The 19812-nt window shown below is 56.1% G+C and carries 31 protein-coding genes, 2 tRNA genes and 1 other RNA gene; 14 read left to right on the forward strand and 20 right to left on the reverse strand.

The features are described from left to right. Positions 1–49 precede the first annotated feature (49 nt). The 12 genes from FYJ24_RS07065 to FYJ24_RS07120 form a co-directional block, all read right to left on the reverse strand. Entirely contained in the window at positions 50–502 is a 453-nt protein-coding gene (locus FYJ24_RS07065) for a WhiB family transcriptional regulator (protein WP_154544943.1), read from the reverse strand. After that, positions 499–711, reverse strand: a complete 213-nt coding sequence (locus FYJ24_RS07070) for a hypothetical protein (RefSeq protein ID WP_154544945.1) — start codon at positions 709–711, stop codon at positions 499–501. Before FYJ24_RS07070 ends, FYJ24_RS07065 begins: the two co-directional genes overlap by 4 nt. Then, complete coding sequence (locus FYJ24_RS07075) at positions 711–1247, reverse strand: hypothetical protein (protein WP_154544947.1); 537 nt, start codon at positions 1245–1247, stop codon at positions 711–713. Before FYJ24_RS07075 ends, FYJ24_RS07070 begins: the two co-directional genes overlap by 1 nt. After that, a complete protein-coding gene (locus tag FYJ24_RS07080; RefSeq protein ID WP_206192574.1) occupies positions 1247–2053 on the reverse strand; it encodes a lambda exonuclease family protein in 807 nt (268 codons plus the stop codon). Before FYJ24_RS07080 ends, FYJ24_RS07075 begins: the two co-directional genes overlap by 1 nt. Before the next feature lie 9 nt (positions 2054–2062). After that, entirely contained in the window at positions 2063–2398 is a 336-nt protein-coding gene (locus FYJ24_RS07085; RefSeq protein WP_154544949.1) for a hypothetical protein, read from the reverse strand. 139 nt (positions 2399–2537) lie between these two features. Continuing rightward, positions 2538–2726 (reverse strand): hypothetical protein, encoded by a 189-nt coding sequence (locus FYJ24_RS07090; protein ID WP_154544951.1) that lies wholly within the window; start codon positions 2724–2726, stop codon positions 2538–2540. Next, on the reverse strand, positions 2723–2926 hold the full coding sequence (locus tag FYJ24_RS07095; protein ID WP_154544953.1) for a hypothetical protein: 204 nt from the start codon (positions 2924–2926) through the stop codon (positions 2723–2725). Before FYJ24_RS07095 ends, FYJ24_RS07090 begins: the two co-directional genes overlap by 4 nt. Beyond that, positions 2923–3276: a hypothetical protein gene (locus tag FYJ24_RS07100; RefSeq protein ID WP_154544955.1), complete on the reverse strand. Its 354-nt coding sequence runs from the start codon at positions 3274–3276 to the stop codon at positions 2923–2925. The genes FYJ24_RS07095 and FYJ24_RS07100 overlap by 4 nt, the downstream gene beginning before the upstream one ends. Continuing rightward, positions 3276–3842: a hypothetical protein gene (locus FYJ24_RS07105; protein ID WP_154544957.1), complete on the reverse strand. Its 567-nt coding sequence runs from the start codon at positions 3840–3842 to the stop codon at positions 3276–3278. The genes FYJ24_RS07100 and FYJ24_RS07105 overlap by 1 nt, the downstream gene beginning before the upstream one ends. Continuing rightward, entirely contained in the window at positions 3839–4636 is a 798-nt protein-coding gene (locus FYJ24_RS07110) for a BRO-N domain-containing protein (protein ID WP_154544959.1), read from the reverse strand. Before FYJ24_RS07110 ends, FYJ24_RS07105 begins: the two co-directional genes overlap by 4 nt. A gap of 253 nt (positions 4637–4889) precedes the next feature. Then, positions 4890–5108 carry a hypothetical protein gene (locus FYJ24_RS07115; RefSeq protein ID WP_154544961.1) on the reverse strand — a complete coding sequence of 73 codons (219 nt, stop codon included), beginning with the start codon at positions 5106–5108 and terminating at the stop codon, positions 4890–4892. Then, positions 5105–5326 carry a helix-turn-helix domain-containing protein gene (locus FYJ24_RS07120; RefSeq protein ID WP_154544963.1) on the reverse strand — a complete coding sequence of 74 codons (222 nt, stop codon included), beginning with the start codon at positions 5324–5326 and terminating at the stop codon, positions 5105–5107. Before FYJ24_RS07120 ends, FYJ24_RS07115 begins: the two co-directional genes overlap by 4 nt. A gap of 100 nt (positions 5327–5426) precedes the next feature. Here FYJ24_RS07120 and FYJ24_RS07125 point away from each other — a divergent pair, with 100 nt between their 5' ends. Further along, positions 5427–5927 (forward strand): helix-turn-helix domain-containing protein, encoded by a 501-nt coding sequence (locus FYJ24_RS07125; protein WP_206192575.1) that lies wholly within the window; start codon positions 5427–5429, stop codon positions 5925–5927. Then, positions 5908–6357 carry a hypothetical protein gene (locus tag FYJ24_RS07130; protein ID WP_154544965.1) on the forward strand — a complete coding sequence of 150 codons (450 nt, stop codon included), beginning with the start codon at positions 5908–5910 and terminating at the stop codon, positions 6355–6357. The genes FYJ24_RS07125 and FYJ24_RS07130 overlap by 20 nt, the downstream gene beginning before the upstream one ends. Positions 6358–6477: 120 nt before the next feature. Here the strand turns inward: FYJ24_RS07130 and FYJ24_RS07135 are convergent. Then, positions 6478–6551, reverse strand: a tRNA-Gly gene (locus tag FYJ24_RS07135). A gap of 120 nt (positions 6552–6671) precedes the next feature. Here FYJ24_RS07135 and FYJ24_RS07140 point away from each other — a divergent pair. Next, a complete protein-coding gene (locus FYJ24_RS07140; RefSeq protein WP_318656578.1) occupies positions 6672–7130 on the forward strand; it encodes an NUDIX domain-containing protein in 459 nt (152 codons plus the stop codon). A 16-nt stretch (positions 7131–7146) separates the two neighbouring features. Further along, complete coding sequence (gene trxA / locus FYJ24_RS07145) at positions 7147–7518, forward strand: thioredoxin (protein ID WP_154544969.1); 372 nt, start codon at positions 7147–7149, stop codon at positions 7516–7518. Here the strand turns inward: trxA and recR are convergent. The 3 genes from recR to ffs form a co-directional block, all read right to left on the reverse strand. Next, positions 7515–8108: a recombination mediator RecR gene (gene recR / locus FYJ24_RS07150; protein ID WP_154544971.1), complete on the reverse strand. Its 594-nt coding sequence runs from the start codon at positions 8106–8108 to the stop codon at positions 7515–7517. The two genes, trxA and recR, sit on opposite strands and share 4 nt — an antisense overlap. Further along, complete coding sequence (locus tag FYJ24_RS07155; RefSeq protein ID WP_318656579.1) at positions 8109–9920, reverse strand: DNA polymerase III subunit gamma and tau; 1812 nt, start codon at positions 9918–9920, stop codon at positions 8109–8111. A gap of 22 nt (positions 9921–9942) precedes the next feature. Then, positions 9943–10038: signal recognition particle sRNA small type (ffs, locus tag FYJ24_RS07160), an RNA gene on the reverse strand. A gap of 55 nt (positions 10039–10093) precedes the next feature. Between ffs and FYJ24_RS07165 the strand changes: the two genes are divergently transcribed. From FYJ24_RS07165 to FYJ24_RS07210, 10 genes are all read left to right on the forward strand, one after another. Next, the gene (locus FYJ24_RS07165) at positions 10094–10660 is read left to right on the forward strand and encodes a YbaK/EbsC family protein (RefSeq protein ID WP_154544973.1); all 567 of its coding nucleotides are present in this window, start codon (positions 10094–10096) and stop codon (positions 10658–10660) included. A 125-nt stretch (positions 10661–10785) separates the two neighbouring features. Then, positions 10786–10870, forward strand: a tRNA-Ser gene (locus FYJ24_RS07170). Positions 10871–11025: 155 nt separating this feature from the next. Beyond that, positions 11026–12222, forward strand: coding sequence for a tyrosine-type recombinase/integrase (locus FYJ24_RS07175; protein ID WP_206192576.1), 1197 nt, complete (start codon positions 11026–11028; stop codon positions 12220–12222). Then, positions 12219–12710: a hypothetical protein gene (locus FYJ24_RS07180; RefSeq protein ID WP_154544977.1), complete on the forward strand. Its 492-nt coding sequence runs from the start codon at positions 12219–12221 to the stop codon at positions 12708–12710. The genes FYJ24_RS07175 and FYJ24_RS07180 overlap by 4 nt, the downstream gene beginning before the upstream one ends. Before the next feature lie 103 nt (positions 12711–12813). Next, on the forward strand, positions 12814–13032 hold the full coding sequence (locus FYJ24_RS07185) for a helix-turn-helix domain-containing protein (protein ID WP_154544979.1): 219 nt from the start codon (positions 12814–12816) through the stop codon (positions 13030–13032). Further along, positions 13029–13520, forward strand: a complete 492-nt coding sequence (locus tag FYJ24_RS07190) for a hypothetical protein (RefSeq protein ID WP_154544981.1) — start codon at positions 13029–13031, stop codon at positions 13518–13520. The genes FYJ24_RS07185 and FYJ24_RS07190 overlap by 4 nt, the downstream gene beginning before the upstream one ends. Beyond that, positions 13517–14683 (forward strand): AAA family ATPase, encoded by a 1167-nt coding sequence (locus FYJ24_RS07195; RefSeq protein WP_154544983.1) that lies wholly within the window; start codon positions 13517–13519, stop codon positions 14681–14683. Before FYJ24_RS07190 ends, FYJ24_RS07195 begins: the two co-directional genes overlap by 4 nt. Then, complete coding sequence (locus FYJ24_RS07200; protein WP_206192577.1) at positions 14680–14976, forward strand: WhiB family transcriptional regulator; 297 nt, start codon at positions 14680–14682, stop codon at positions 14974–14976. Before FYJ24_RS07195 ends, FYJ24_RS07200 begins: the two co-directional genes overlap by 4 nt. After that, positions 14976–15494, forward strand: coding sequence for a hypothetical protein (locus FYJ24_RS07205; protein ID WP_154544987.1), 519 nt, complete (start codon positions 14976–14978; stop codon positions 15492–15494). Before FYJ24_RS07200 ends, FYJ24_RS07205 begins: the two co-directional genes overlap by 1 nt. Before the next feature lie 182 nt (positions 15495–15676). After that, entirely contained in the window at positions 15677–16531 is an 855-nt protein-coding gene (locus FYJ24_RS07210) for a phage major capsid protein (protein WP_154544989.1), read from the forward strand. 86 nt (positions 16532–16617) lie between these two features. Here the strand turns inward: FYJ24_RS07210 and FYJ24_RS07215 are convergent, their stop codons facing one another. The 4 genes from FYJ24_RS07215 to FYJ24_RS07230 all read right to left on the reverse strand — a co-directional run bounded on the left by FYJ24_RS07215 (position 16618) and on the right by FYJ24_RS07230 (position 19354). Continuing rightward, entirely contained in the window at positions 16618–17181 is a 564-nt protein-coding gene (locus tag FYJ24_RS07215; RefSeq protein ID WP_154544991.1) for a DNA primase, read from the reverse strand. A gap of 332 nt (positions 17182–17513) precedes the next feature. Continuing rightward, positions 17514–17765 (reverse strand): hypothetical protein, encoded by a 252-nt coding sequence (locus tag FYJ24_RS07220; protein ID WP_154544993.1) that lies wholly within the window; start codon positions 17763–17765, stop codon positions 17514–17516. A gap of 153 nt (positions 17766–17918) precedes the next feature. Next, positions 17919–18203: a hypothetical protein gene (locus FYJ24_RS07225; protein ID WP_154544995.1), complete on the reverse strand. Its 285-nt coding sequence runs from the start codon at positions 18201–18203 to the stop codon at positions 17919–17921. Between the two features lie 209 nt (positions 18204–18412). Then, positions 18413–19354, reverse strand: a complete 942-nt coding sequence (locus tag FYJ24_RS07230; protein ID WP_154544997.1) for a hypothetical protein — start codon at positions 19352–19354, stop codon at positions 18413–18415. Positions 19355–19812: the final 458 nt, after the last annotated feature.

A 19812-nucleotide genomic window follows, 5' to 3' on the forward strand; every position in this document is an offset into this window, starting at 1 on the left:
CGGATTGCGGCGTCGAGGCGTGCGAGTGTGGTGGGGGAGTATTTGCGGCTCACGCGGCCCTCCCCAACTCTGACTGGGCGCGGCGGGTTCTGTAGTAGCGTGTGCAGCAGCGTGGACACATGCCATGACCCCGGTTCTCCCACGTGCCCGGATAGTCGTCTGCGCTACTGCGTCCTGGCCGCAACACACGGGCGCAGTTCTCACCGGCACATTTTCTTGTCGTGCCTGTCAGTGGTAAACGCCGGAGAGTGACGCCGAGTTCTAGGCTGATGCGTTGTTCGGGTGTGAGTCCACCCCACATGCCATGCCGATACGCGCGGCCCTTACCGTGTTCGTGGCGCATTGCCTCGTCCAAACACTCGCGGCGCACAGGACACTCACGACACACCTGGCGGGCGTCGTGCTCCCACTGTTCGAGTTTTTCACCGCGCATACCATCCGGCGGGAAAAACAACTCAGCATCCACCTGCGCACACAACGCGCTAGTCGTCCACTCACTCACGCCGCATCACCACCACAGTCGCATTCCAGGAACCGCGCGGGAAGCGGCTTCGGCGGCCCGTAATAGTTGAGTTTCAGGTCGGCACCACAATGCTCACAAAACACCGCATTCGGGTCCTCGTCAGGGTGAATCACGTGCCCAATCGGCAACCGCAGTGGCGCATCCATCAGCGACTGACGCGGCGTAAACACAGAATGACGCTCAAACATTAGGCCTGGCCTCCCTCGATTTCGGCGACGCGCGCCTTGATTGCCTGCTGCTGGATTTCGTCCGCACCAGCCCACAACGCGCGTAGCTCATCCACCGTCGTAGCCGCCGCGATCTGCTCATCAGACACGGCAGGCGGGGCAGTAGGAGCCTGCTCAATAAGGGGCTGGACGGTAACCATTTTCGAGCGTCCCCGCGACTCGATAACCGCCGTCGTAACAGGCCTGTCAATGTGACTCAGGGCTTCGATACGCACCCCTCCAACAGCCTCCTTGCCGAAACGCACAGTCGGGTCACAATAGAGACGTGCGCGGCGCCCGACGTATTTACTGGCGTCTTTACCCCATGCTGCTACCAGGACACGACGGACATTCTTTGATGGCCTCCATGCGCGCCCACCAAGCTCAACGAGATGCAGGTTTACGGGCTGTTTAGCGTTACCCTTACTCACGCGGTCGATAGTGAATGTTCGCGGCTCAGTCAGTTCTGCCGCGTCTAGCTGGTCCGACTTTGGCTCAATCGTGGATGAAATATCCATCAGAACCCCTCCATATCAATGTCTTCAAAGTGATTCACGTACTCGGTTGCTGGCGCGTTTTTCATGCGCTCGTTAAAGGTGTCGACCATCTGTGTGATCGCTTTTTCGGCGTAGAACGCGGCGGCCTCAATAGCCTCAAACCAGTCGGGGTCAGGCAGGACGCGTTTCACGTAGAGCGGCATTCCAGCGGCAAACGACACGTAGTCGATATAGTCGCGTCCGGTCACGTACAGGCCCGTCTGCAACTGCGCCATATTCTCTTTTGGTGGCTCATCAGCAAGGACCGTGGACACCTGAATCCTGGGGTCACGCGATTTGATTTCGATTAGGCCGTCATCACCCACCAGCCCATCCGGCGAATAACCCAACGTAAAATCCGGCTCGACCATTTTGATAAACCCAACCTCACGGACCGGCGCATAATTGTCCGCGTAATACTGGCGTGCTAGCGGCTCGTCCAAATGGCCGCGCATAATCGCACGGCCCGTTAGCGGCTCAGGACCGCGCCCAGTGATACGCTCAGCTGCCAGTTGTAAAAGCTGTTTCCGTGCCGTCTCGCCGTGAGAGGCTTTCCCGCCCGGTGTGAGTAGCGCACCAATCACGGATGCGGTCACAATGCCCAGACGCAACTCCAACCACTCATCCGTACCCTGCACAACATCGTCGTAGATTTTGATGTTGCGAGACCGGCGGCGCATCTTCGGCGCTCTCTGTTTTGGTGACCGACGCCCCACATATCCCTGATTTTCGTCCTCCATAATCGGGGAATAGCCGCACTCAATCGCTTCTTCTAGCTGATCTGCCATGTCGCCCACCTAGGCCACCTCGCCGTCAATGTGCGTGCAGTCGTGCTTCTGGTCGCAGTATTCGCAAGCACGGGGGATAGTGATCGCCGGATAAGCGATAGAGCCATTGAGGCCGATAGCTCCCAGTTCAAAGCGCATTTCTCGGCAGGTTGAGTAGTAGCTGGCGGGGGAGTCAATTCCAAGCGCATCCTTGAGCGCTGTCGCAGCCGCTTCGTTCGCCATGTCGATTGATACGTACGGCTCCTTATCCATGTCGGAGGAGTACCAGCTCTGCATTTTCGAGTCGGCTTTTTCCATTGCGTCAGCGAGCTTCCTGAATTTCGCTGCATGATCTTTAGTGCTCATTGCCCGTATTCCTTTTCTATTACTAAGTCGTCGTCCACCTGCTGCTCGTAGCGCAGTGTGTCAATGTCGAAATCGTCTACTGTGTCGTCTGTGGCCTCATGCCCACGAAAAGTCATGTGCTCCCACTCAGCCTGGGGATTCACTGCTGCCTCGCTCTCACCGCGCGTACAGCCAGATCAATCTGATCAGCCAAACGGATAGCGTCATCTGGGGACAGATTGATGACAGCGCGACCATCACTGCCCCGCATTTCCACTGTCACCCGATCCCACCCATCACCAGCGCGGATAGCCTCACGCTGCAACTCGCCTGTAATCCACTGCGTCATCGGCCGTCACCTCCCGCATACGGGTTAGTAGGTTCCACAATTTCGCCGTCCACATCCCACGCGGCCCGCATCGCCGATGCGCCCTCAGACCACACACGCTGGTCGCGACGCCGAATCCACCGATCCCACACGGCCTCCACACCAGCCATCACCGCGAAACACGCAGGAATCGCAACCATCCAAAACACGGCGCCCATCATCGGCTCCTCGATATTTGCATGTGGATGCGTAGTGAGCCCGCCATCACCGGATGCAAACGCCCGTCACACAGAGGCTCAGGAAACCCATACGACTCGAGCGCGTCGTCAGGGTCACCAAGCGCGGGCTGCCTCTTCGCGCGCTCCAGAGCCTCATCCAAACGCGACACGATTGCCGCAGTATCAGCACACGCGTCACAAAACACGCCGCCACCAAACGACACCCAATCCTCAGGCATACACTCAATAGCCTCATCCGGATAAAACATCGCCGAAAAATCCCCATAATCCGTACACACCAGCCCGCACCGATCACACTGCACCTGGTAAAACGTCACCTCACGAATCGCCATCAGCACGCCTCACTCTCGACGCGTGCGGCGGTAGCCTCCATGCTCGGGACCAGCTCAGGATGATGCTCTGCCGCGAACGCAATCTGCGCATGCAGGGCCGCGCGGGTACGAAGCTCACGAGCCTTCTCCTCCGCGCGTTCCGCCTGCGCCTCCAAGCGTTCAATCTTGCGATGCCGATTCGCCTGCGCCACCGGAACCCATTCCGGCTCACACTCCAGCAGGACAGCCTGGCCGCCCCACCGTTCGATCAGGTCAACGCGGTATTGAGCTGCGGACCTGGAGCGGAACACCTTGTCCGTGCTAGGCCAAAAGAACGGCTTCACATAGTGGACCACCCCGTCAATGACCTCTTCGTAGTTAGGCCACTTGTCTAGCGCATATTCCGCCCAACCCTCGGGAGTGAACCCCTTGTAGAAGCCGACCCAGTTTTCACCATCGCGCACTTCCTCAGCCACAACCTCATAGTTTTCAAGCTCCCACTCGGCGCACTCCGCCTCGCGTTTCCACTCAATAGCTTCTGGCGGGTAGGCCGCCATGTCCACGGCGTACAGTTTTTGACGTTTCATGCTGCAATCTCCGGTAGTTTGTGCTGGTTAGAGGGAAGTCCCCACTTTTCGAGGAGCTTCACCAGCTCCGTTTCAGGGCGGCCAGGGCGAACCCGCGTGTTATAAAACCAGTCACCGAACCGGTCAATGTATGGGTCAAGAAAGAAGTACGGTTTCCCCGCATAGCCTGGGTGCTTGTGCTGCTTGCCGTTCTTGAGCTTCCCGTTGGCGTCCCGACCACGCGCCCCACGCTGGTCAATCAACAAATGCCGCTTATACAACAGCTCGAAAAACTGGCGTTCAGGCACGTCAGGGAAATAATGCTTATGGAACTCACGCAGAGCAAACCCTTTGCCGCCCTCAATCACATCGAGGCGTTCCTCAGACACTTTCGCGCGAGCCTCAGCCTCAATAGCCCGATTCAACGCGGCCTTACCCGCATCAAGCAGGGCAGAAATACTATCCAAACTCGTCAGGTCCAAGGAGGGCTTACCATAGCTGCCCGTCTTGCGGATGCTAGGAAGGACCTCGGAGAACAACCAGCGCTTGAACGGCTTGGCTTTTGGTGAGCGGCTAGTAGCAATCACCTCATACAAGCCCGGCTCGGAGACGAACCGCGCGGACTGGGGTCTTCCCATGGAGTCGATGACCTCATTAGTAATGAGGGCATCTTCATCAAGCCGTGAAGCGACTTGTGAGGGGTTGCTTAGGTCTAGTGCAGTACACACATCTGCTAGTGCGAACCAAGGATCACCGCCTACCAGGATTACGCGCAATGCGTTACCCTGGAAGTCGAATGGTATAAGGTCTTGCATAAGATTTTCCTTTCATCTGGTCGCCCTCGTTGCAGCGGGGGCGATTTTTCGTGTACCCCAAACGGGATTCCTCCCCAGCTGTGTCACCAACCGAGGAGGAAAACAATGGTCACGCACCCGCCTTTGCGTCCATCGCGCAGGCCAGTGACACGAGACCCTGGGACCGCGCCTCAGCAGCCAGAAGCAAAAACCGGACAGTCGGGCGAGACTCAACAAGCGAAACAAAAATCGGAGGAAACATACGGGCCGCCTTTCAAGCGTCTGGGAGGCTGGCGCGCCACTCGGCGGCCTGCTCTGCGGTGATATAAATAAGCCCGCCTTTACCGGGCTTGGTGCGTTTCGCCTGCAATGGTGGATAGTTGCGTGCGGTGCCGTTCAAACACTCACGGACCACGGACTCACTAATCCCATGCCACTGCGCAAAATCCTTAACGCTCATCAGCGCGGGAGTAGCTGGAAGCTGAACACTCATGCGGCCTCCTCTGACTCAGAATCGCTAAGAAGGGCTTTTGCAATTGCTCCAGTCACTGCACCGAGCCACGCCGGGGTCGCCTTTTTCGCCCCTGTCTCCACACGACTTAGGTGAGTGGCGGATACGCCAGCCTCTTTAGCTACCTGGTCGAGAGTCAGACCCGCTTTCATACGCAAGACTCTGAGTGACTTGCCTGGGGTATTTGCCATCTCTGCCATACCCAAGAGTGTAGTCACTGTTGCGATAAATACGCAACCCAGAAACGCGCATTTGGGAGTTGAGTTGCACTAAATACCCAAGAGTGGGTATTATTCTTGCATGTCAACGAAACGAAATGCGCAAGAATTGCCTAAAGCTCCTGCAATGTCAGAGCAAGAGCGTATGACATACGCGAACATGCTCAAAGAGGCGCGCGTCAAGGCGCGTCTCACGCAAGCAGAAGTAGCTGAGCAAGCTGGGATCGCACTCAACACCTATTCGACAATGGAGAACGGGAACCGTATTCCCCAGGCAGAGAAACTCTGGGCGGCAATGCTCGTTCTCGACCTACAGCCACAGGACGCAGAGCCTGAATGGTTGCGCGAATGGTGGGCGATCCTCAAACCCCTCATTATGGAACTCCCCCAAGCCACGCGTGGGATAACCATGGGGCGCATCGTTAACATCCTCGCTGACGCAATTAGGGACGGCGAGCCAGTAGGCCTCAAGGTCGTTCCCAAAGCGTCTTATTCTGAGGAAGATTTGGAGGCGATGGGGATTGCAGCCAAACGCGCACCGGAAGACCCAGACGAAGAGCTGGATGGAAACACTCGAATCTGACTTGTCGGAGCTGACCCCTACCATCGACATCATGAACGGGATCAGCGAAGATGAAGTGATCGAGCGTCTAGCTCAGTCGGGAATCCGGGTTGAATATGCAGAGCTTCCACGGGGCATGTGGGGCTTCTATTCTCTAGAGTGGCGGCTAGTGACATTGAGAGTAGGAATGCCACACATGTATCGGCTGCCCACGCTCCTGCACGAATGTGGTCATGTGGCGCGGATGGATAACGGGCACCAGTGCTCCAAGGTTGAGAAGGCCATTGACGAAGATGTTGCACTGGCTCTTATTAACCCTGCTGACTTTAAATGGGCCGAGACTCACGTTGGTTACCATACGGGCGGCATTGCTCACGAGTTGGAGGTTCCTAAGTGGGTTGTGCGCGCGTATCGGCGGGTTCTCCTAAAACAGATGCAAGGCGCTGCATAATACCTCCACGGTACCGTGAAAGAATGTGTAGACCAATGTGTAGAGTTGGTGTGTTTGTGCAGGTGGGTTTTGTTGGTTTTGGGTAAAAAGAATGGCTCGGTTTCGTTGAAACTGAGCCGTTGGAGCGGGCGACGGGAATCGAACCCGCGCTGTCAGCTTGGGAAGCTGAAGTTCTACCATTGAACTACGCCCGCACGTCTTGCGACCAGATGAGTCTAGCAAGTCAGAGCTACTTCGCGCCACATTGCCCGCAGCTAGACGCAGTGGGGTACCGCACGTAAGTGGGTGAGCCCTAGTTGGGTAGGCTAATCGCTGTGGATCCTGACTCTCAGTTAGTAGTTGCAGCGGCAATTGTCGATTCCCTTGAGCAACCCACGCGCCTATTGTGTGCGGCGCGCGCATACCCCGAAGAGCTCAAGGGGATGTTTGAACTACCCGGCGGAAAAGTGAAAACCCAGGAAGGACCTGAAGATGCTCTTATTCGCGAGATACGCGAGGAGCTGAATACTGGCATCATGCTCGGAGCAGAAATACCTGGTCCAACTAATGGGGCTTGGCCGATTTTGCATGGACGTCATATGCGTGTGTGGGCCGCGCAAGCTTCGGAAAATCCGCAGCTCACAGCAGTACATTCCCGACTTGTCGTGTGTGCGCCCAAGGACTTGAATACCCTTCCTTGGCTTCCGACCAACTGGCCGATAGTTGAGGCGATTGCTGATGCTTTCGGGTGGAGTGTTGGAGAAAAATGTGAAACGGTTGAGGTAACGAAATAGAGGGGAAGGAACCGCTATGGCCACCGTTGAAATCACCAAGGACAATTTCGAGTCGACAATCAACGACAACAGTATTGTCCTCTTAGACTTTTGGGCTTCCTGGTGCGGGCCTTGTCGCCAGTTTGGCCCCATTTTTGAAAAGGCTTCTGAAAAGTACTCAGATATTGTCTTCGGCAAAGTCGACACTGACGCTCAGACAGAATTGGCTCAAGGAGCACAAATAACGTCGATTCCCACGTTGATGGCGTTCCGTGAGGGGATTGCGATCTTCCGTCAGGCTGGAGCTCTTCCAGCACCTGCGCTTGAAGATCTCATCAAGCAAATTCAGGGATTGGATATGGAGCAGGTTCGCGCTGATATTGCCGCGCAGGACGGCGACCCAGTCTAAACCTGGCGACGTCCCTCAAGGGCTCGCCCGAGCGTAACCTCGTCAGCATATTCTAGGTCTCCGCCCACAGGCAGCCCTGAGGCGAGACGGGAGACCGTTACCTCTAAAGGCGCTAGTAGTCGCGCAATATAGGTGGCGGTCGCCTCGCCTTCGATTGTGGGATTAGTTGCCAAGATTACTTCGGTGATTCCAGAATCGGATAGGCGCGAGTAAAGTTGCCTGATTCGAAGCTGATCAGGGCCGATGCCGCTAAGTGGATCAATGGCACCACCAAGGACGTGGTAGCGACCGCGAAAGACGCGGGTACGCTCCAATGCTTGAATATCCTGTGCGGCCTCAACCACGCAGATAACACCTTGATCGCGCCGCGGGTCAGAGCAGATGGAACAGACCTCAGTTTCTGTAACGTTTCCGCACACCTCACACGTCTTTACTAAACGTTTGACCGCCTGGAGAGCGTTGATCAGGCTTTGCACTTCATCTTCTTCTTGTGCGAGGAGATGAAAAGTGAGCCGCTGCGCCGATTTGGGTCCGATTCCAGGAAGTCGGCCCAGTTCGTCAACAAGGTCTTGAATAGCCCCCTCATACATTTAGGCCTCCTTTATTCGTTCTTCCACAATGGTTCCACCGAGGATACTGAGCACTTGCGGAACTCCTGGGGGAGGGGGTGCCTCAATATCGCGGTCATCTTCACTGGGGAGGTCCTCCTCAGGCTCAGGCATGGGGGGTGCCTCATCGTAGGGAGCGGGGTCTTCTAAGACTGGTGCCGGTTCTGGAGGAGGTGGTGCTGGCTCAGAAGAATGTGGCGGCGCAGGTTGGGACTTTTCGATTGGATGCGGCGCCGCTTCAGGCGCTGGGACTTTTGGGTCTGCAGGTGGTGCCCCCTCAGATAACGTCCATCCTGGCCCCATTACGGTGGTGATGGCCTGTTCAATTTTTTCCCGATTGGCGGGTAGACGAGATGCTAATGGTCCGGCCAAAGAAACATACACCGTTGTGCCTGATACGGTCGCTTTTGCATCTCGGATGATGGCACCGGCAATGGCCGAGAGCTTCTTCGCCTCGTCTACGATGCGGTCCCACTGAGCCGTAAAGTTGGCGTTGGTAGCGTGAGTTGCAGGTTGAGGTTCTCTAGGTGTCGGTTCTGGGGCGGCCTGAGTGGCGCGAGGCTGGGGTGTGGCAGCGGGTGGCGTGCTTGTCTCTGTTGGCTGGGACACCACAGGAGCAGGAACAGGTGTTGGTCGACTTTGTGGCGCTGCGGCAACTGGCGGGGTTGGTTGCACCGTGGGAGTGCTTTCAGCTACCCCTGCAACCAAGAGGCGCCCCATGAGGAGTTCCAGCATGAGGCGAGGCGGTGTTGCCCCGACCATGTTGGCTAATGCCTCTTCGACTATGTCAGCTCTGCGTGAGAGTAAACGTGATCCCCACTGCTCAGCTTGCTGCTTCATGCGGGCCAATTGATCGTCAGCGATGTGAGGCAAAATGGCGGAAGCTTGGTCGGCAGCTAATGCACAAATAACAAGATCGCGGAGTCTTTGTAAGAGATCTTCTGCGAATCGTTTGGGATCTACTCCAGACGAGGTGACTCTTTCAATGCCGGTAAAGACTGCCGCTCCGTCCCCAGCACCAAGTGCGTCAATCACCTCGTCCAAAAGGTTCGCGTCGGTATATCCAAGGAGCGCTGCGCAACGTGCGTAAGGGAGTGACCCATTTTCTGCACCAGCGAGGAGTTGGTCCAGCACTGAAAGAGAGTCCCGTACTGAGCCACCTCCAGCCCGTATGACCAGGTCTAGCACCCCGGGTTCGACCTGGACGCCTTCTTGCTGACAGATGGTTTCTAGGTAAGGGCGTAAAACCTGCGGGGGCACCAGGCGAAACTGGTAGTGGTGAGTGCGAGAGCGGATAGTGGGCAGCATCTTTTCCGGCTCGGTGGTGGCAAAGATGAACTTCACATGGGCGGGAGGTTCCTCAATCAACTTGAGAAGTGCGTTGGCACCCTCTTTGGTGACCATGTGCGCCTCGTCCAAAATAATGACCTTATAGCGGTCTCGAACTGGGGCAAATTCGGCACGTTCACGCAAATCGCGAGCATCATCGATGCCACGGTTTGAAGCCGCGTCCATTTCGATCACGTCGAGGGAACCGGAGCCACCAGAAGCAAGCTCAATGCAGGACTCGCACGTGCCACAGGGAGTTGATGTGGGGCCTTCAGCACAGTTGAGGCAGCGCGCCATGATTCGAGCCGACGTCGTTTTCCCGCATCCACGCGGTCCAGAAAAGAGATATGCGTGCGAGGCGCGGCCACCATCGAGTGCTGCCCGGAGAGTGTCGGTGACATGGTCTTGCCCAACCAGGTGCGCAAAAGTGTCTGGGCGGTATCGACGGTATAGGGCTTGCGCCACTCTCACTCCTCGCTAGAGATAAGATAGTGGTCCCCCGCGCACCCGGCAGAGCAGCCCTATCCTTGCTGCCTTCCGGCCCTGGGGAGGTTCAGGTGATACCGTCACGCGGGGGACCGAGTACAAGTCTACACTGGGGCACCGACGGTTGATGTCACTGGACGAGTGGGAGAGAGATGTTGGACATTCCTGGGGTCGGAAATCTTGAGTTGGTGCCTGTCTCTAAGAGACTGGATTTGGTAGCCCCCGTAGTTGAAAAAGCCCTGAAATCATTGGAAGAAGAGCATTCCGGCTTGCTTGCCGAGGTCTTCGTCGCAGAGATAGATCCCTCCATCGCTGACACAGATGTTATGACGGCCACTCTGGGGACTTCTCTTGAGCTATCAGTGAACTGCATTCTCGTGAGTGGAAAACGAGCGGGAGAGGAGAGAGTTGCAGCCTGCGCCGTGCGTGCTACGACCCGGGCTGATGTCAACCATGTTGTCAAAGCGACTCTTGATGTTCGCAAGGCTTCGTTTATGTCTCAAGACATAGCTGTCGAGCGTTCCGGGATGGAATATGGCGGAATTACGCCAATAGGTTTGCCTGAAAACTGGCGTATTCTGTTGGACTCGCGCACTGCTGAAGGGTGGGCTTGCATTGGTTCTGGGCTGCGGAAATCCAAGCTTGTAGTGTCAGCGAACGTCTTGAAGGCACTACCTGGCGCCGAGGTAGTTGAAAGCTTAGCGATTCCTATTCACTAGGGAAGTAAGCGGATCGGGGTTTCCGAGGAGAGAGGGTTTTTTGTGTTGTGACGATACCCTCGCCGTTCCAGTTTCACCTTCACGGGGATAAACAGGTACTATGTCAGGGCGCGTTAAGCGCGACCGGAGGATTCGCCTAGTGGCCTATGGCGCTCGCTTGGAAAGCGGGTTGGGTGCAAGCCCTCGGGGGTTCGAATCCCCCATCCTCCGCTCATAGCCCCGGGATCTGTTGAGGTTCCGGGGTTTTTCGTTGCTATCTCAACAACCTGCACATATTCTGTTGTGGACACTAGCGCCCAAATATGGTCACTGCTAGACTAGAGTCTAGGGATACATTCGGGATTAGTCAAGGCGAAAGACGAAAAATGGCTACCAGATCTCCACGAAAAGCAACCAAGGGCAAAGGCAAAGGATTACCCCGAGGCATCACCATGCGCACGGGAAACTATCGCGTTCGAGTGTCATACGAGGGACGCCAATACGAGTGCGGTATTTACGAGACTCTGGAGCTAGCGAAGCTCGCTCTTCACAAGTACCAGGCAGAGTGCATCCTTGGCACTTTCGTGCCCCCGGTGGAGCGCAGACGCCAACTCAAAGCCATGCGCGCCGCTAACGCCGCTCGCAATGTCACCGTGGCACAGTGGTCGCAAACATGGATCGAATCACTCGCCACTGGCCCAAAGCCACGTTCGCCGGGCACAATCGCTAGCTACCAGTCCACAGTAAACAGCCATATTCTTCCCGGCCTTGGGAATAAGCCCCTAACTGAGGTCACCCCCGACGACATTGAGGACTGTGTCGCCACCGCCATGCAAAGTGGTGCAGGAGCGTCCCGCAACGTCGCCCGAACACTACGCGCCATGTTCAACGCCGCCGTCGAGATCGGCGCAGGAGGGCTCGAAGCGTCCCCGGTAAAGTTGAAAATCAGCAAAGGCACTTCAAACGCCCGTCAGGACGAAGAAGTTCCTTCCTTGGAAGAAGTGAACGGCCTAGCAGCAGCGATGCCCCCAGACACCCGCCTAGCGGTCCTATTAGCCGCCTGGTGTTCCCTTCGAGTTGGTGAAGTCCTTGGCTTACAGCGCGGCGACTTCAAACACCTGGACCAGCCTGGCAAGACCACGGTCACTATTGAACGCCAATGGCTCAGTAAAGCTAAACCCCCGGCGTATGGTCCCCCGAAGGATGATTCTTATCGCACTGTTGTGGTGCCCGCGGCCTTGGCTAGGAAAGTGCAAGCACACCTAGACCGCTACGTACTCCCCAATCCAGAGGCACCAGTGTTCCACTCGCCCATTGACAGCGCCCGACCCATGAGCCACAACTCGATAGGGAAACGGTGGAACGAAGCCCGCGCAAAGATCCGCCCCGGCACCGACTTTCACGCGCTACGACACTTCGGCCTAACCGTCTACGCCCAGGCAGGTGCCACACAAACCGAGATTATGCGCCGAGGTGGGCACCGCGACGCCGACGTAGCCCAGAGATACCAACACTCCAGCCTAGAGCGGGACCAAATACTCACCGCCAGACTCAACGACATCATGGAAGGGGTAGAGGAATGAGTGAAGAGCCTTACACAATCCGCATTGTCTGCGACATGAGGTCACACCCGCACCATAAGGGGCGGGATGCACATATAACTGAACTCCAGTTCTATGACCAAGATGAGATAGACCGTGCTAACCCGTGGCGTTATTCGGAAAGAGAGCTATCGAAATCGAGAAAGAGGCGACGAGGCGCACAAGACCGTCCATTGACTTTCGACTTTGGCGCAAGCACGGGCCCCACACGACGCTCACTTAACTACATGAAGCATGAATTGCCGGAACTTGAAGGAGCCTTTCGCGATGGCACAATCACAGCGGCTCGCTACGAACTCGAATGCGGTCGCTGCGGAGAAAAGGCATCTGCTCGAATGGAAACCATGAATTACTGTCTAAATCAACTAATGCAGGCAGGACTTCACAAGATCGATCTGCGAACGCTCGGAAAGAAATTGGATAAGAACAATGCACTAGCCGCACTCCGGGGCGGTAAAATGCTAGACTGACCTTTAGTGACCCCATGGGGCCACTCCGTGCCGTTCCGGTGAGGATCGGAAACAAGACGCCTTTGCGGGTGTGTGGATACATCACACCCTGGAGGCGTTTTCTATGTCAGTGGAAGCTCTGACACTCAAAGAAGCTGCATCACTCACTAAGTCATCTGAAAAGACTCTGCGCCGAATGATTGCGCGCGGTGAGTTGAAGGCATACAAGTTTGGTCGCGGGATCCGTATCAAGCCCGCCGACCTTGAAGCCGCCATGAGGCCCGTAACCCCGCTAGCAAACATCGTTGAGATCGATCTGGAGCTGGCTGGTGGTGTTCGGTGACATCACCTAATGAAAAAGCCGCCCGGGGCAAGGGCGGCGATCTCGAAGTGTTTAGCTATCCGTTGGATGACTCTATTCTAGCCCAGATCAAGGCCGGAACGTTGAAAGCCCCGGCCCCGAGGTATTCCAAACATTGGCCAGACTCGCCACTGATCTGGTCGCCCCTCCCGGAGGATCTGCCAACGCCTTGGTATCGCGCCGCACTGGAATACGGGGACGCTGGAGCACATCAACGACGCCACGACTTCAACATTATTCGCTTGGATCATTGTGCAACGTCTTATGACGAGGGCTACCAGGACGGTTACACCGCTGGCATGTTGGAAGCTAACGAAGAGATCGCGGAGCTGCAACGCCAGGCGGTAGCAGTAAACCGCGCCAACCTTCGCCTTACTGGTGGACGTTCTTTCGCCCAAATGTGTGACCTTCGTGGAGAGCCGGAACGCGCGGCAAAGGCGCGACGTTTGGAAGTGGAGCGTGGCTTATGAACCAGCCGCTTTACTTTGATGTTGCTAAGTTCCTGTCGGGAAAGATGCCGCCTGCCCCACAGCCGGTAGCGGTCCAATGTGATGACGGGATCGGCTTGTTCTACGCAAACCAGGTGAACTTGATCTTTGGAGATCCAGAGTCAGGGAAAACATGGTTAGCTCTCGCCGCAGTTGTGGAGTCCCTCGCTGTCGGTCGCCGGTGCATCGTCATCGACCTTGACCACAACGGTGCCGCTGCCACAATCCGACGCCTGTATGACCTGGGAGCAACCCCGGAACAACTCAGTAATCCTGACTTATTCCGGTACGTAGAACCAGAGGACGGGCCACACCTAAACGCGATTGTTGCCGACCTGAAGCAGTGGAAACCCGCTGTTGTCGTGGTGGATTCTTTGGGAGAAGTTCTACCCCTGTATGGAGCTTCGTCGAATAGCCCGGATGATTTCACGCGGGTTCACACCAATGTCATTAAACCTATGGCTACCGCTGGCGCGTGCGTCCTGCTAATCGACCACTTGGCCAAAGGTGCAGAATCTCGACAAATGGGATCAACGGGAACAGCGGCGAAAAAGCGGGCTGTTGGTGGTGTGTCTATCCGCGTGAAAGTTGCCGACCAATTCACCCCTGGCAAGGGAGGCTCAGCGCACCTGTCGATCTCCAAAGACCGTCACGGCGGGCTACGTGAGCATCGGCCAACGGGAGACAAGGAACCACTGGCGGGCACCTTCCGTCTCTACCCAGAAGGGCCGAAGCGGTGGGCAGTGATCGCCCCACAAGACGGGCAACGCAACCCCAGCGAAGCACCCCCGGCAGATGATCAAGCGGCCATACTCGCATTGGACCCGCCCCCGGAAACAGTCAGGGAGGCACGCGAGCGATTAGGTATCAGACAGGACCGGGCCGCAGCAGCTCTCAAATGGCTCAAAGCGCAGAATAGCAACGTTACCTCATTACCGAGTAGTGACCCGGTCACGGGTAACAGGGACGTTAGCTCAGCGTTACCCGTTACCCGCCCCCAGGGTACGGTAACGGGTAACGATACCAAACACACCTATGCCGATGCTGACAAGTGGACTGACTGCACCAGCTGTCATATCCCGTTCGAATCCCACAACCTCACGGGCGGAAAGTGCTCCAAATGCCAAAAGAAAGAGGTGGCATGATGGCCCTCCCATCAATGAAGGACCAGGCCCGCGCGGTGGCTCATGATGCTCTTATGCGCCAGATTGGGGACCGCTTGGACATTCCCTGCCGTGGTCCCCGTAGTGGTGCGTGGCAGTCCACGAACAGCACGTTGCAGGAATACGCCGCTAAGGAGTGTTGGCAGTGTCCCGTGGTCGAGCAGTGCCGTGCGTACGCGTTGGAACACGAGAAAGACCGGTGTGAAGTATGGGGCGGAATGCGGCCCAGACAGGCAGTAAAGCAAATGGAAATCGATTTAGAAGGAGTTGCGTAGTGAACCAGGAGGAAATTGTGGAGAGTCAGGAAGTTTTGGAAGTCGAGACGTCTGAGGTAGAGCCGGTAGCGGATGAGTCTGTGACAGACGCGCCAGTAGAGAGTGATGCTTCGGAAGTGGTGGAGGAGGAGCAGCCTAAGGGTAGGTCGGAGGCGGCGAAGTATCGGACTCGTCTTCGTGAGACTGAGGCGGAGCGGGACGCGTTGCGAGAACGAGTAGTCGGGATGCAGCAGTCAGTGGTCAGTTACGTGTTGAAGGATCATTTGGACGCGCCTGAAGCGTTGTTCAAGTTGGGCTTAGATGCTGGTGCTCATTTTGCGGAGGACGGCACTTTAGACATGGATGGCCTTATGGAAGCAGCGGATGTGATTGTCCAGGAGAACGGACTAAGACTCAAGGCGCGGGCAATGAGCAATCGTCCTGTACCGGCATTGATTCCCACTTCCCTTGTTAGCGGGAGTGGACGAGGGTACGAAGAGATGCCTTCATGGCAAAGGGCACTACAGAGACGCCACTAAGGAATGGGGCGCGGTGCCTGGTAGAATATGTGGTGAGAGATGTTCTACCAGGCCCGTGGCCCAGTTCGTTCTCTCAGGTAGCCCCCGTGGGGCACACCGGTTTGGCCCGTGGCCACCAGTGAACAGTTATTTACAGTTCAACGTGGTGGCCCCTTTTGTTGCCACCGGAAAGAAGGCTAAGAATGCCTACTAACAACACTCTTTTGACAACTACTGATGATGTCAGTGGTTTCCTTCCCCCCGAATACGGGAATCTTATTGTCCAGCCGGTACAAACTGGCGCGGTTGCCTACCAGGTGGCCGAGAATATTTCGACTGGTAGTAGTGAGTTCCACGTCCCGATCGTTGGTAAGGACGCGGGTGCGGGATGGGTAGCTGAAGGCGAAGAAATCGCGGTCACTGAAGGTAAGTATGGGGAAGCAACTGTCATACCCAAGAAGGTGGCCGGCTTGTCGGTTATCAGCCGAGAACTAGCGAATGATTCTTCGCCCGCAGCTTCCAAGATCGTTGGTGATGGTCTAGCTAGGAGCATCGCCCGCCAAGTCGATATTGCATTCTTCGGATCAACTACCGTCAATGGTCCCATTGGCCTCGAAGGAGTACCCGGGATCAACGAGGTGGAAGCGCCAACAGCGTGGACCAACCTAGACCCGTTCGCTGAAGCTATCGCCGAGGCGGAACAGGAGGGCGCGGTTATCACCTCTTTTGTTGCTAACCCAGAGGATGCCAAAGTGTTGGCAACACTGAAGGACCAGGCCGACTCCAACCGTCCCCTTCTTGGAGTGGACCCAACCAAGGCCACACAGCGCTTACTTCAGGGAGTGCCCCTACTGGTAAGCCCGGCAGTCACTCCCGGCACCGTTTGGGGAATCCCCCGTGACCGCGTCCTCGTGATTACTCGGGAAGGCACAGAAATCGCGGTCGATGAGTCCGTGTTCTTCACCAGTGACCGGGTAGCAGTACGGGCAATCATGCGCGTTGGGTTCGCCTACCCGCACGCTGAAGCAGTACAGAAGATCACTCTGGCAAGTGAATAGACCGCAGGAGCCCCCTCTAAACCTCCGGGGGTGAACCTGCATTATGGGGCGGCGTTTGGGTATGGCACCAGCGCCGCCCCTTCTTGCTACCAGGAAAGCGTCTCAGATAAGTCAGCTAGTTCTCGTGGCCCGTTCCCGTAGCGTTTGCCGGTGATCGTGATGTAACGACCCGTCGAGTAGCGTTCAACCTTGACGCCATCGCGGTAGAGAACGCGGCCGTGGTCCTCTGGGATCAACCCCCACACATGAAGACCATCCCCTGATGGCGAGATTTCCATCCACGTCGCAGGCAAAGACTCAACTAGGGTAGCCACCTTCGGATCGAGCACGCCGTTGGTGAAGCAGTGGTCAAAATCTAGACACCCAACACCGTCGCCTAGCACGAATCCGAGGCCATGGCCCGCAGTGGAAGCCTTCGCCGCAGTGAAACTAGACCAGGTAGATGGGGCCGTAACTGACGCCGCACGGCCCGTAACAGTTAGGGGACGTTTCTTGTAGTGGCGTATCCACCTGTCAGCAGATCGGAGCCTTCGCGGTACCCCTAAAGCCCGATTAGAAGCCTTCCGGCACCGTTGCCCACAAAAACGCTTCGGGCGACCAGTCGCAGCGGCAATAATCGCCTTCCCACAATGCTCACAGTGCCGTTCCATACCCCCATAATACCAGGCTAAATGCGCTTTGACCAGGTACGTGTCACGAAACTAGAGGTCGGTTGATTCTAACGGCCTCAAAACAAGGGAGTGCCACCAGAAAGCAAGAAAACTCTAAAAACGCCGCAGAAGTAGCCCCAAATGTCCACAATCAGCCCAAAAAACACAGAGCATCAGCGCACGCTCATTCAGAGCTGCTATCCGGCGGTTATCAGGGCAAACGGTTGGGGAGTCACCCCCCACCCCTTTGGGGCTTTCACTTCAGCATTGAAGCCGGTGGAAACAGTGTTCAGTCTAGCAGTGAAGCCAAACAACAGCAGCCTTGAAAACGATTAATCGGCATTGATCTCTGGAACTTGAAGCTCTTTGAGGAACAAGGATGCAAGCTCTCGCCATGCTGAAGCTGGAAGATCACCGTCAATGTTAAGTGCCATCTTTTCGAAGTCTCGCTCATTTCTGTATCCATCACGAACGTAAACATCGTAATCATCCCAGTAGCAGACCCGATTGCTTCGTCTTACTGTTGCCCAAGTCATCACGCGATCTTCGTTGAGTTTGCTGCGACCGCGAAGTTTGTATGTCACGTGAGGAAAACGCGCATGATATTTCCATCGTCCCCAAGCGATCTGGAACGCGCTTCGAGCTGCAAGAGTATCTGCACCAGGCTGAAGGTGTGGTCATTACGCCCATGCCTTTGTGGGGTAGTGGTTCGCTACCTCATCGGCAAGGGGATGATTCTAAATCACCCCATCGGCATAGAGATTGTTTTCAGTGGGTCTGCTGATAAGGATGCGGGGAAGGGGATCGTGTTTCGCGACTACCTTTGGATCGCCATGATGAAGATGGTCGGTTAGGCCTGAATGTCCGTTATGGAGGTTCAGCTCTGGGTGTTCTATGCGGTGCCCTATGGGCCTGGTTCTTCTGGTGTCCCACTGCCCCAAAGTGCCCGCTGGCCCCGCCTTCGCTCTCCAAGCATTTGCGCCACGCCAACTAGCGGCTACCACAATGGCAGTCGCAGTCATGTATGGCTTAGACAACGCCTAGCTAAAGCCTTGTCCCCTTGCAGCGGTCTACAAGGTTATGAAGGTTTATACCGCCCACTATCGTTTATGGCCTGACGTACTCCAGCGGCCTCGGAACATTCACCAGTGGCATGTGGTGATCTGCTACCTACTCGCCCCAAAGGGGGGTACACACAATGGACACCCCTTTGAGACTGGTTGGTGTCAGATCATTTAGCAGCCCCGGTGATTAGTGCGAAGGGGTCTACCCCGCACCGGCTTGCTATGCGGCCGACTTGTTCAAAGTCCCAGGGCGCAGCCCCAACCATGAGCCGTTTGAAAGTGTCCACATCACAGCCAATCACCTGGATCAGTTCACTATCAGACAGGTCGCACTCTTTTGCCAGAGCCTCGACCCTGGCGGCCACAGCAACATTGATATTGCGCTCATCAGCAGACTTCACTTCCGGGGAGACGTGCTGGGCTACCCACGCCCCGGCACGCGTGGCCAGACTGTTAGCTTCCCGGTCATGCAACACGCCAATACCTTTACCCAAGGCCTGTAATAGTCCAATTGCTTGGCGCCTGGTCATGGTGATCCCAGAGGGCTCAAGGATGAGCAGCGCGCCGCGCTCATCATCCAGCGTGCATACCCGGACCGTGTCGGGTTCTAGCGTGTCTACTTCGCCTAGTACCTCCATACGGAAAGACTCACGGTTATCCAGGTCATCGTTGAGCACCGCCAGGGCTAGGTCTACTTGTTCCTCAACCGATAGTGAGCCTTGCTTGTCTAGGCGTGAGTCCCATGCGGTAGCGATACAAGCAGCGTCACTGCCAGTAATCGTCTCCGCCAGAGAACCAAGCGCATCGCCAGTCTCAGAGTGAAACATTTGGACCGCGTCGAGGCGTTCTAACACGTCACCGGCTGTTGTTCGTGGCCCTAAGCTACGATCCTTGAAATACTGATCAACTGCACGGCTCATCTCTTGATGTAGTAAGTATGTGTCCACGCCGTCGAATCGCTCCACCACTTCCCGGACCGCCATAGCTACATCGTGAGCTAATGCGCCACGCCGATTGGCGAAATTCATTCCTTCCAACGCGTCGTAATCGCCAAGACTCACCTGTAAAGCCTCGACCTTGGCGGCTCCCACCTGATACCCTGCATCCATAACTAAATCCCTTATCTCTATGTCCCCTAAAGGGGTGTTTAGGACATATAAGGGAACTAGAGTTTACAACTGACAAATGTGCAGGTCACAAGGGTAGGGTGGAGATTCCCCCATCCTCCGCCGATATGTGGTTTGAACTGCAAAAATAAACAGCATTGTTAGAACAGAGAATGTCGCAAGGACTGTCGTATTCACTGTTCTACTGTCTAATAGAACGGGATGTTAATTTGAATCCCACTTCTCGCGCTCTGAGGAATGGATTGACAGGTTGGGACTTTGACATCTTTTGTTAGCCGAGGAAACCTACTACAACTTTTTGTGCTGGCTACTATAGACCTGACTTCTGACGCGGCTAGTGCCCCGGTTCGGTCTTGAGGTAGTGGCGGAACTCTTCGGGGATATGGCTGGGTAGCGTTTGCTGGGTCCCGGCGATCTCGATTGTGACATCGCATAAGGGT

Source organism: Scrofimicrobium canadense, from assembly GCF_009696615.1.
Classification (GTDB): domain Bacteria; phylum Actinomycetota; class Actinomycetes; order Actinomycetales; family Actinomycetaceae; genus Scrofimicrobium; species Scrofimicrobium canadense.

Coding starts and splice junctions, on each gene's coding strand:
- FYJ24_RS07070 (WP_154544945.1), bottom strand. CDS start 711: ATGTTTGAGCGTCATTCTGTGTTTACGCCGCGTCAGTCGCTGATGGAT.
- FYJ24_RS07075 (WP_154544947.1), bottom strand. CDS start 1,247: ATGGATATTTCATCCACGATTGAGCCAAAGTCGGACCAGCTAGACGCG.
- FYJ24_RS07080 (WP_206192574.1), bottom strand. CDS start 2,053: ATGGCAGATCAGCTAGAAGAAGCGATTGAGTGCGGCTATTCCCCGATT.
- FYJ24_RS07085 (WP_154544949.1), bottom strand. CDS start 2,398: ATGAGCACTAAAGATCATGCAGCGAAATTCAGGAAGCTCGCTGACGCA.
- FYJ24_RS07090 (WP_154544951.1), bottom strand. CDS start 2,726: ATGACGCAGTGGATTACAGGCGAGTTGCAGCGTGAGGCTATCCGCGCT.
- FYJ24_RS07095 (WP_154544953.1), bottom strand. CDS start 2,926: ATGATGGGCGCCGTGTTTTGGATGGTTGCGATTCCTGCGTGTTTCGCG.
- FYJ24_RS07100 (WP_154544955.1), bottom strand. CDS start 3,276: ATGGCGATTCGTGAGGTGACGTTTTACCAGGTGCAGTGTGATCGGTGC.
- FYJ24_RS07105 (WP_154544957.1), bottom strand. CDS start 3,842: ATGAAACGTCAAAAACTGTACGCCGTGGACATGGCGGCCTACCCGCCA.
- FYJ24_RS07110 (WP_154544959.1), bottom strand. CDS start 4,636: ATGCAAGACCTTATACCATTCGACTTCCAGGGTAACGCATTGCGCGTA.
- FYJ24_RS07115 (WP_154544961.1), bottom strand. CDS start 5,108: ATGAGTGTTCAGCTTCCAGCTACTCCCGCGCTGATGAGCGTTAAGGAT.
- FYJ24_RS07120 (WP_154544963.1), bottom strand. CDS start 5,326: ATGGCAGAGATGGCAAATACCCCAGGCAAGTCACTCAGAGTCTTGCGT.
- FYJ24_RS07125 (WP_206192575.1), top strand. CDS start 5,427: ATGTCAACGAAACGAAATGCGCAAGAATTGCCTAAAGCTCCTGCAATG.
- FYJ24_RS07130 (WP_154544965.1), top strand. CDS start 5,908: ATGGAAACACTCGAATCTGACTTGTCGGAGCTGACCCCTACCATCGAC.
- trxA (WP_154544969.1), top strand. CDS start 7,147: ATGGCCACCGTTGAAATCACCAAGGACAATTTCGAGTCGACAATCAAC.
- recR (WP_154544971.1), bottom strand. CDS start 8,108: ATGTATGAGGGGGCTATTCAAGACCTTGTTGACGAACTGGGCCGACTT.
- FYJ24_RS07165 (WP_154544973.1), top strand. CDS start 10,094: ATGTTGGACATTCCTGGGGTCGGAAATCTTGAGTTGGTGCCTGTCTCT.
- FYJ24_RS07175 (WP_206192576.1), top strand. CDS start 11,026: ATGGCTACCAGATCTCCACGAAAAGCAACCAAGGGCAAAGGCAAAGGA.
- FYJ24_RS07180 (WP_154544977.1), top strand. CDS start 12,219: ATGAGTGAAGAGCCTTACACAATCCGCATTGTCTGCGACATGAGGTCA.
- FYJ24_RS07185 (WP_154544979.1), top strand. CDS start 12,814: ATGTCAGTGGAAGCTCTGACACTCAAAGAAGCTGCATCACTCACTAAG.
- FYJ24_RS07195 (WP_154544983.1), top strand. CDS start 13,517: ATGAACCAGCCGCTTTACTTTGATGTTGCTAAGTTCCTGTCGGGAAAG.
- FYJ24_RS07200 (WP_206192577.1), top strand. CDS start 14,680: ATGATGGCCCTCCCATCAATGAAGGACCAGGCCCGCGCGGTGGCTCAT.
- FYJ24_RS07210 (WP_154544989.1), top strand. CDS start 15,677: ATGCCTACTAACAACACTCTTTTGACAACTACTGATGATGTCAGTGGT.
- FYJ24_RS07215 (WP_154544991.1), bottom strand. CDS start 17,181: ATGGAACGGCACTGTGAGCATTGTGGGAAGGCGATTATTGCCGCTGCG.
- FYJ24_RS07225 (WP_154544995.1), bottom strand. CDS start 18,203: ATGACTGCGACTGCCATTGTGGTAGCCGCTAGTTGGCGTGGCGCAAAT.
- FYJ24_RS07230 (WP_154544997.1), bottom strand. CDS start 19,354: ATGGATGCAGGGTATCAGGTGGGAGCCGCCAAGGTCGAGGCTTTACAG.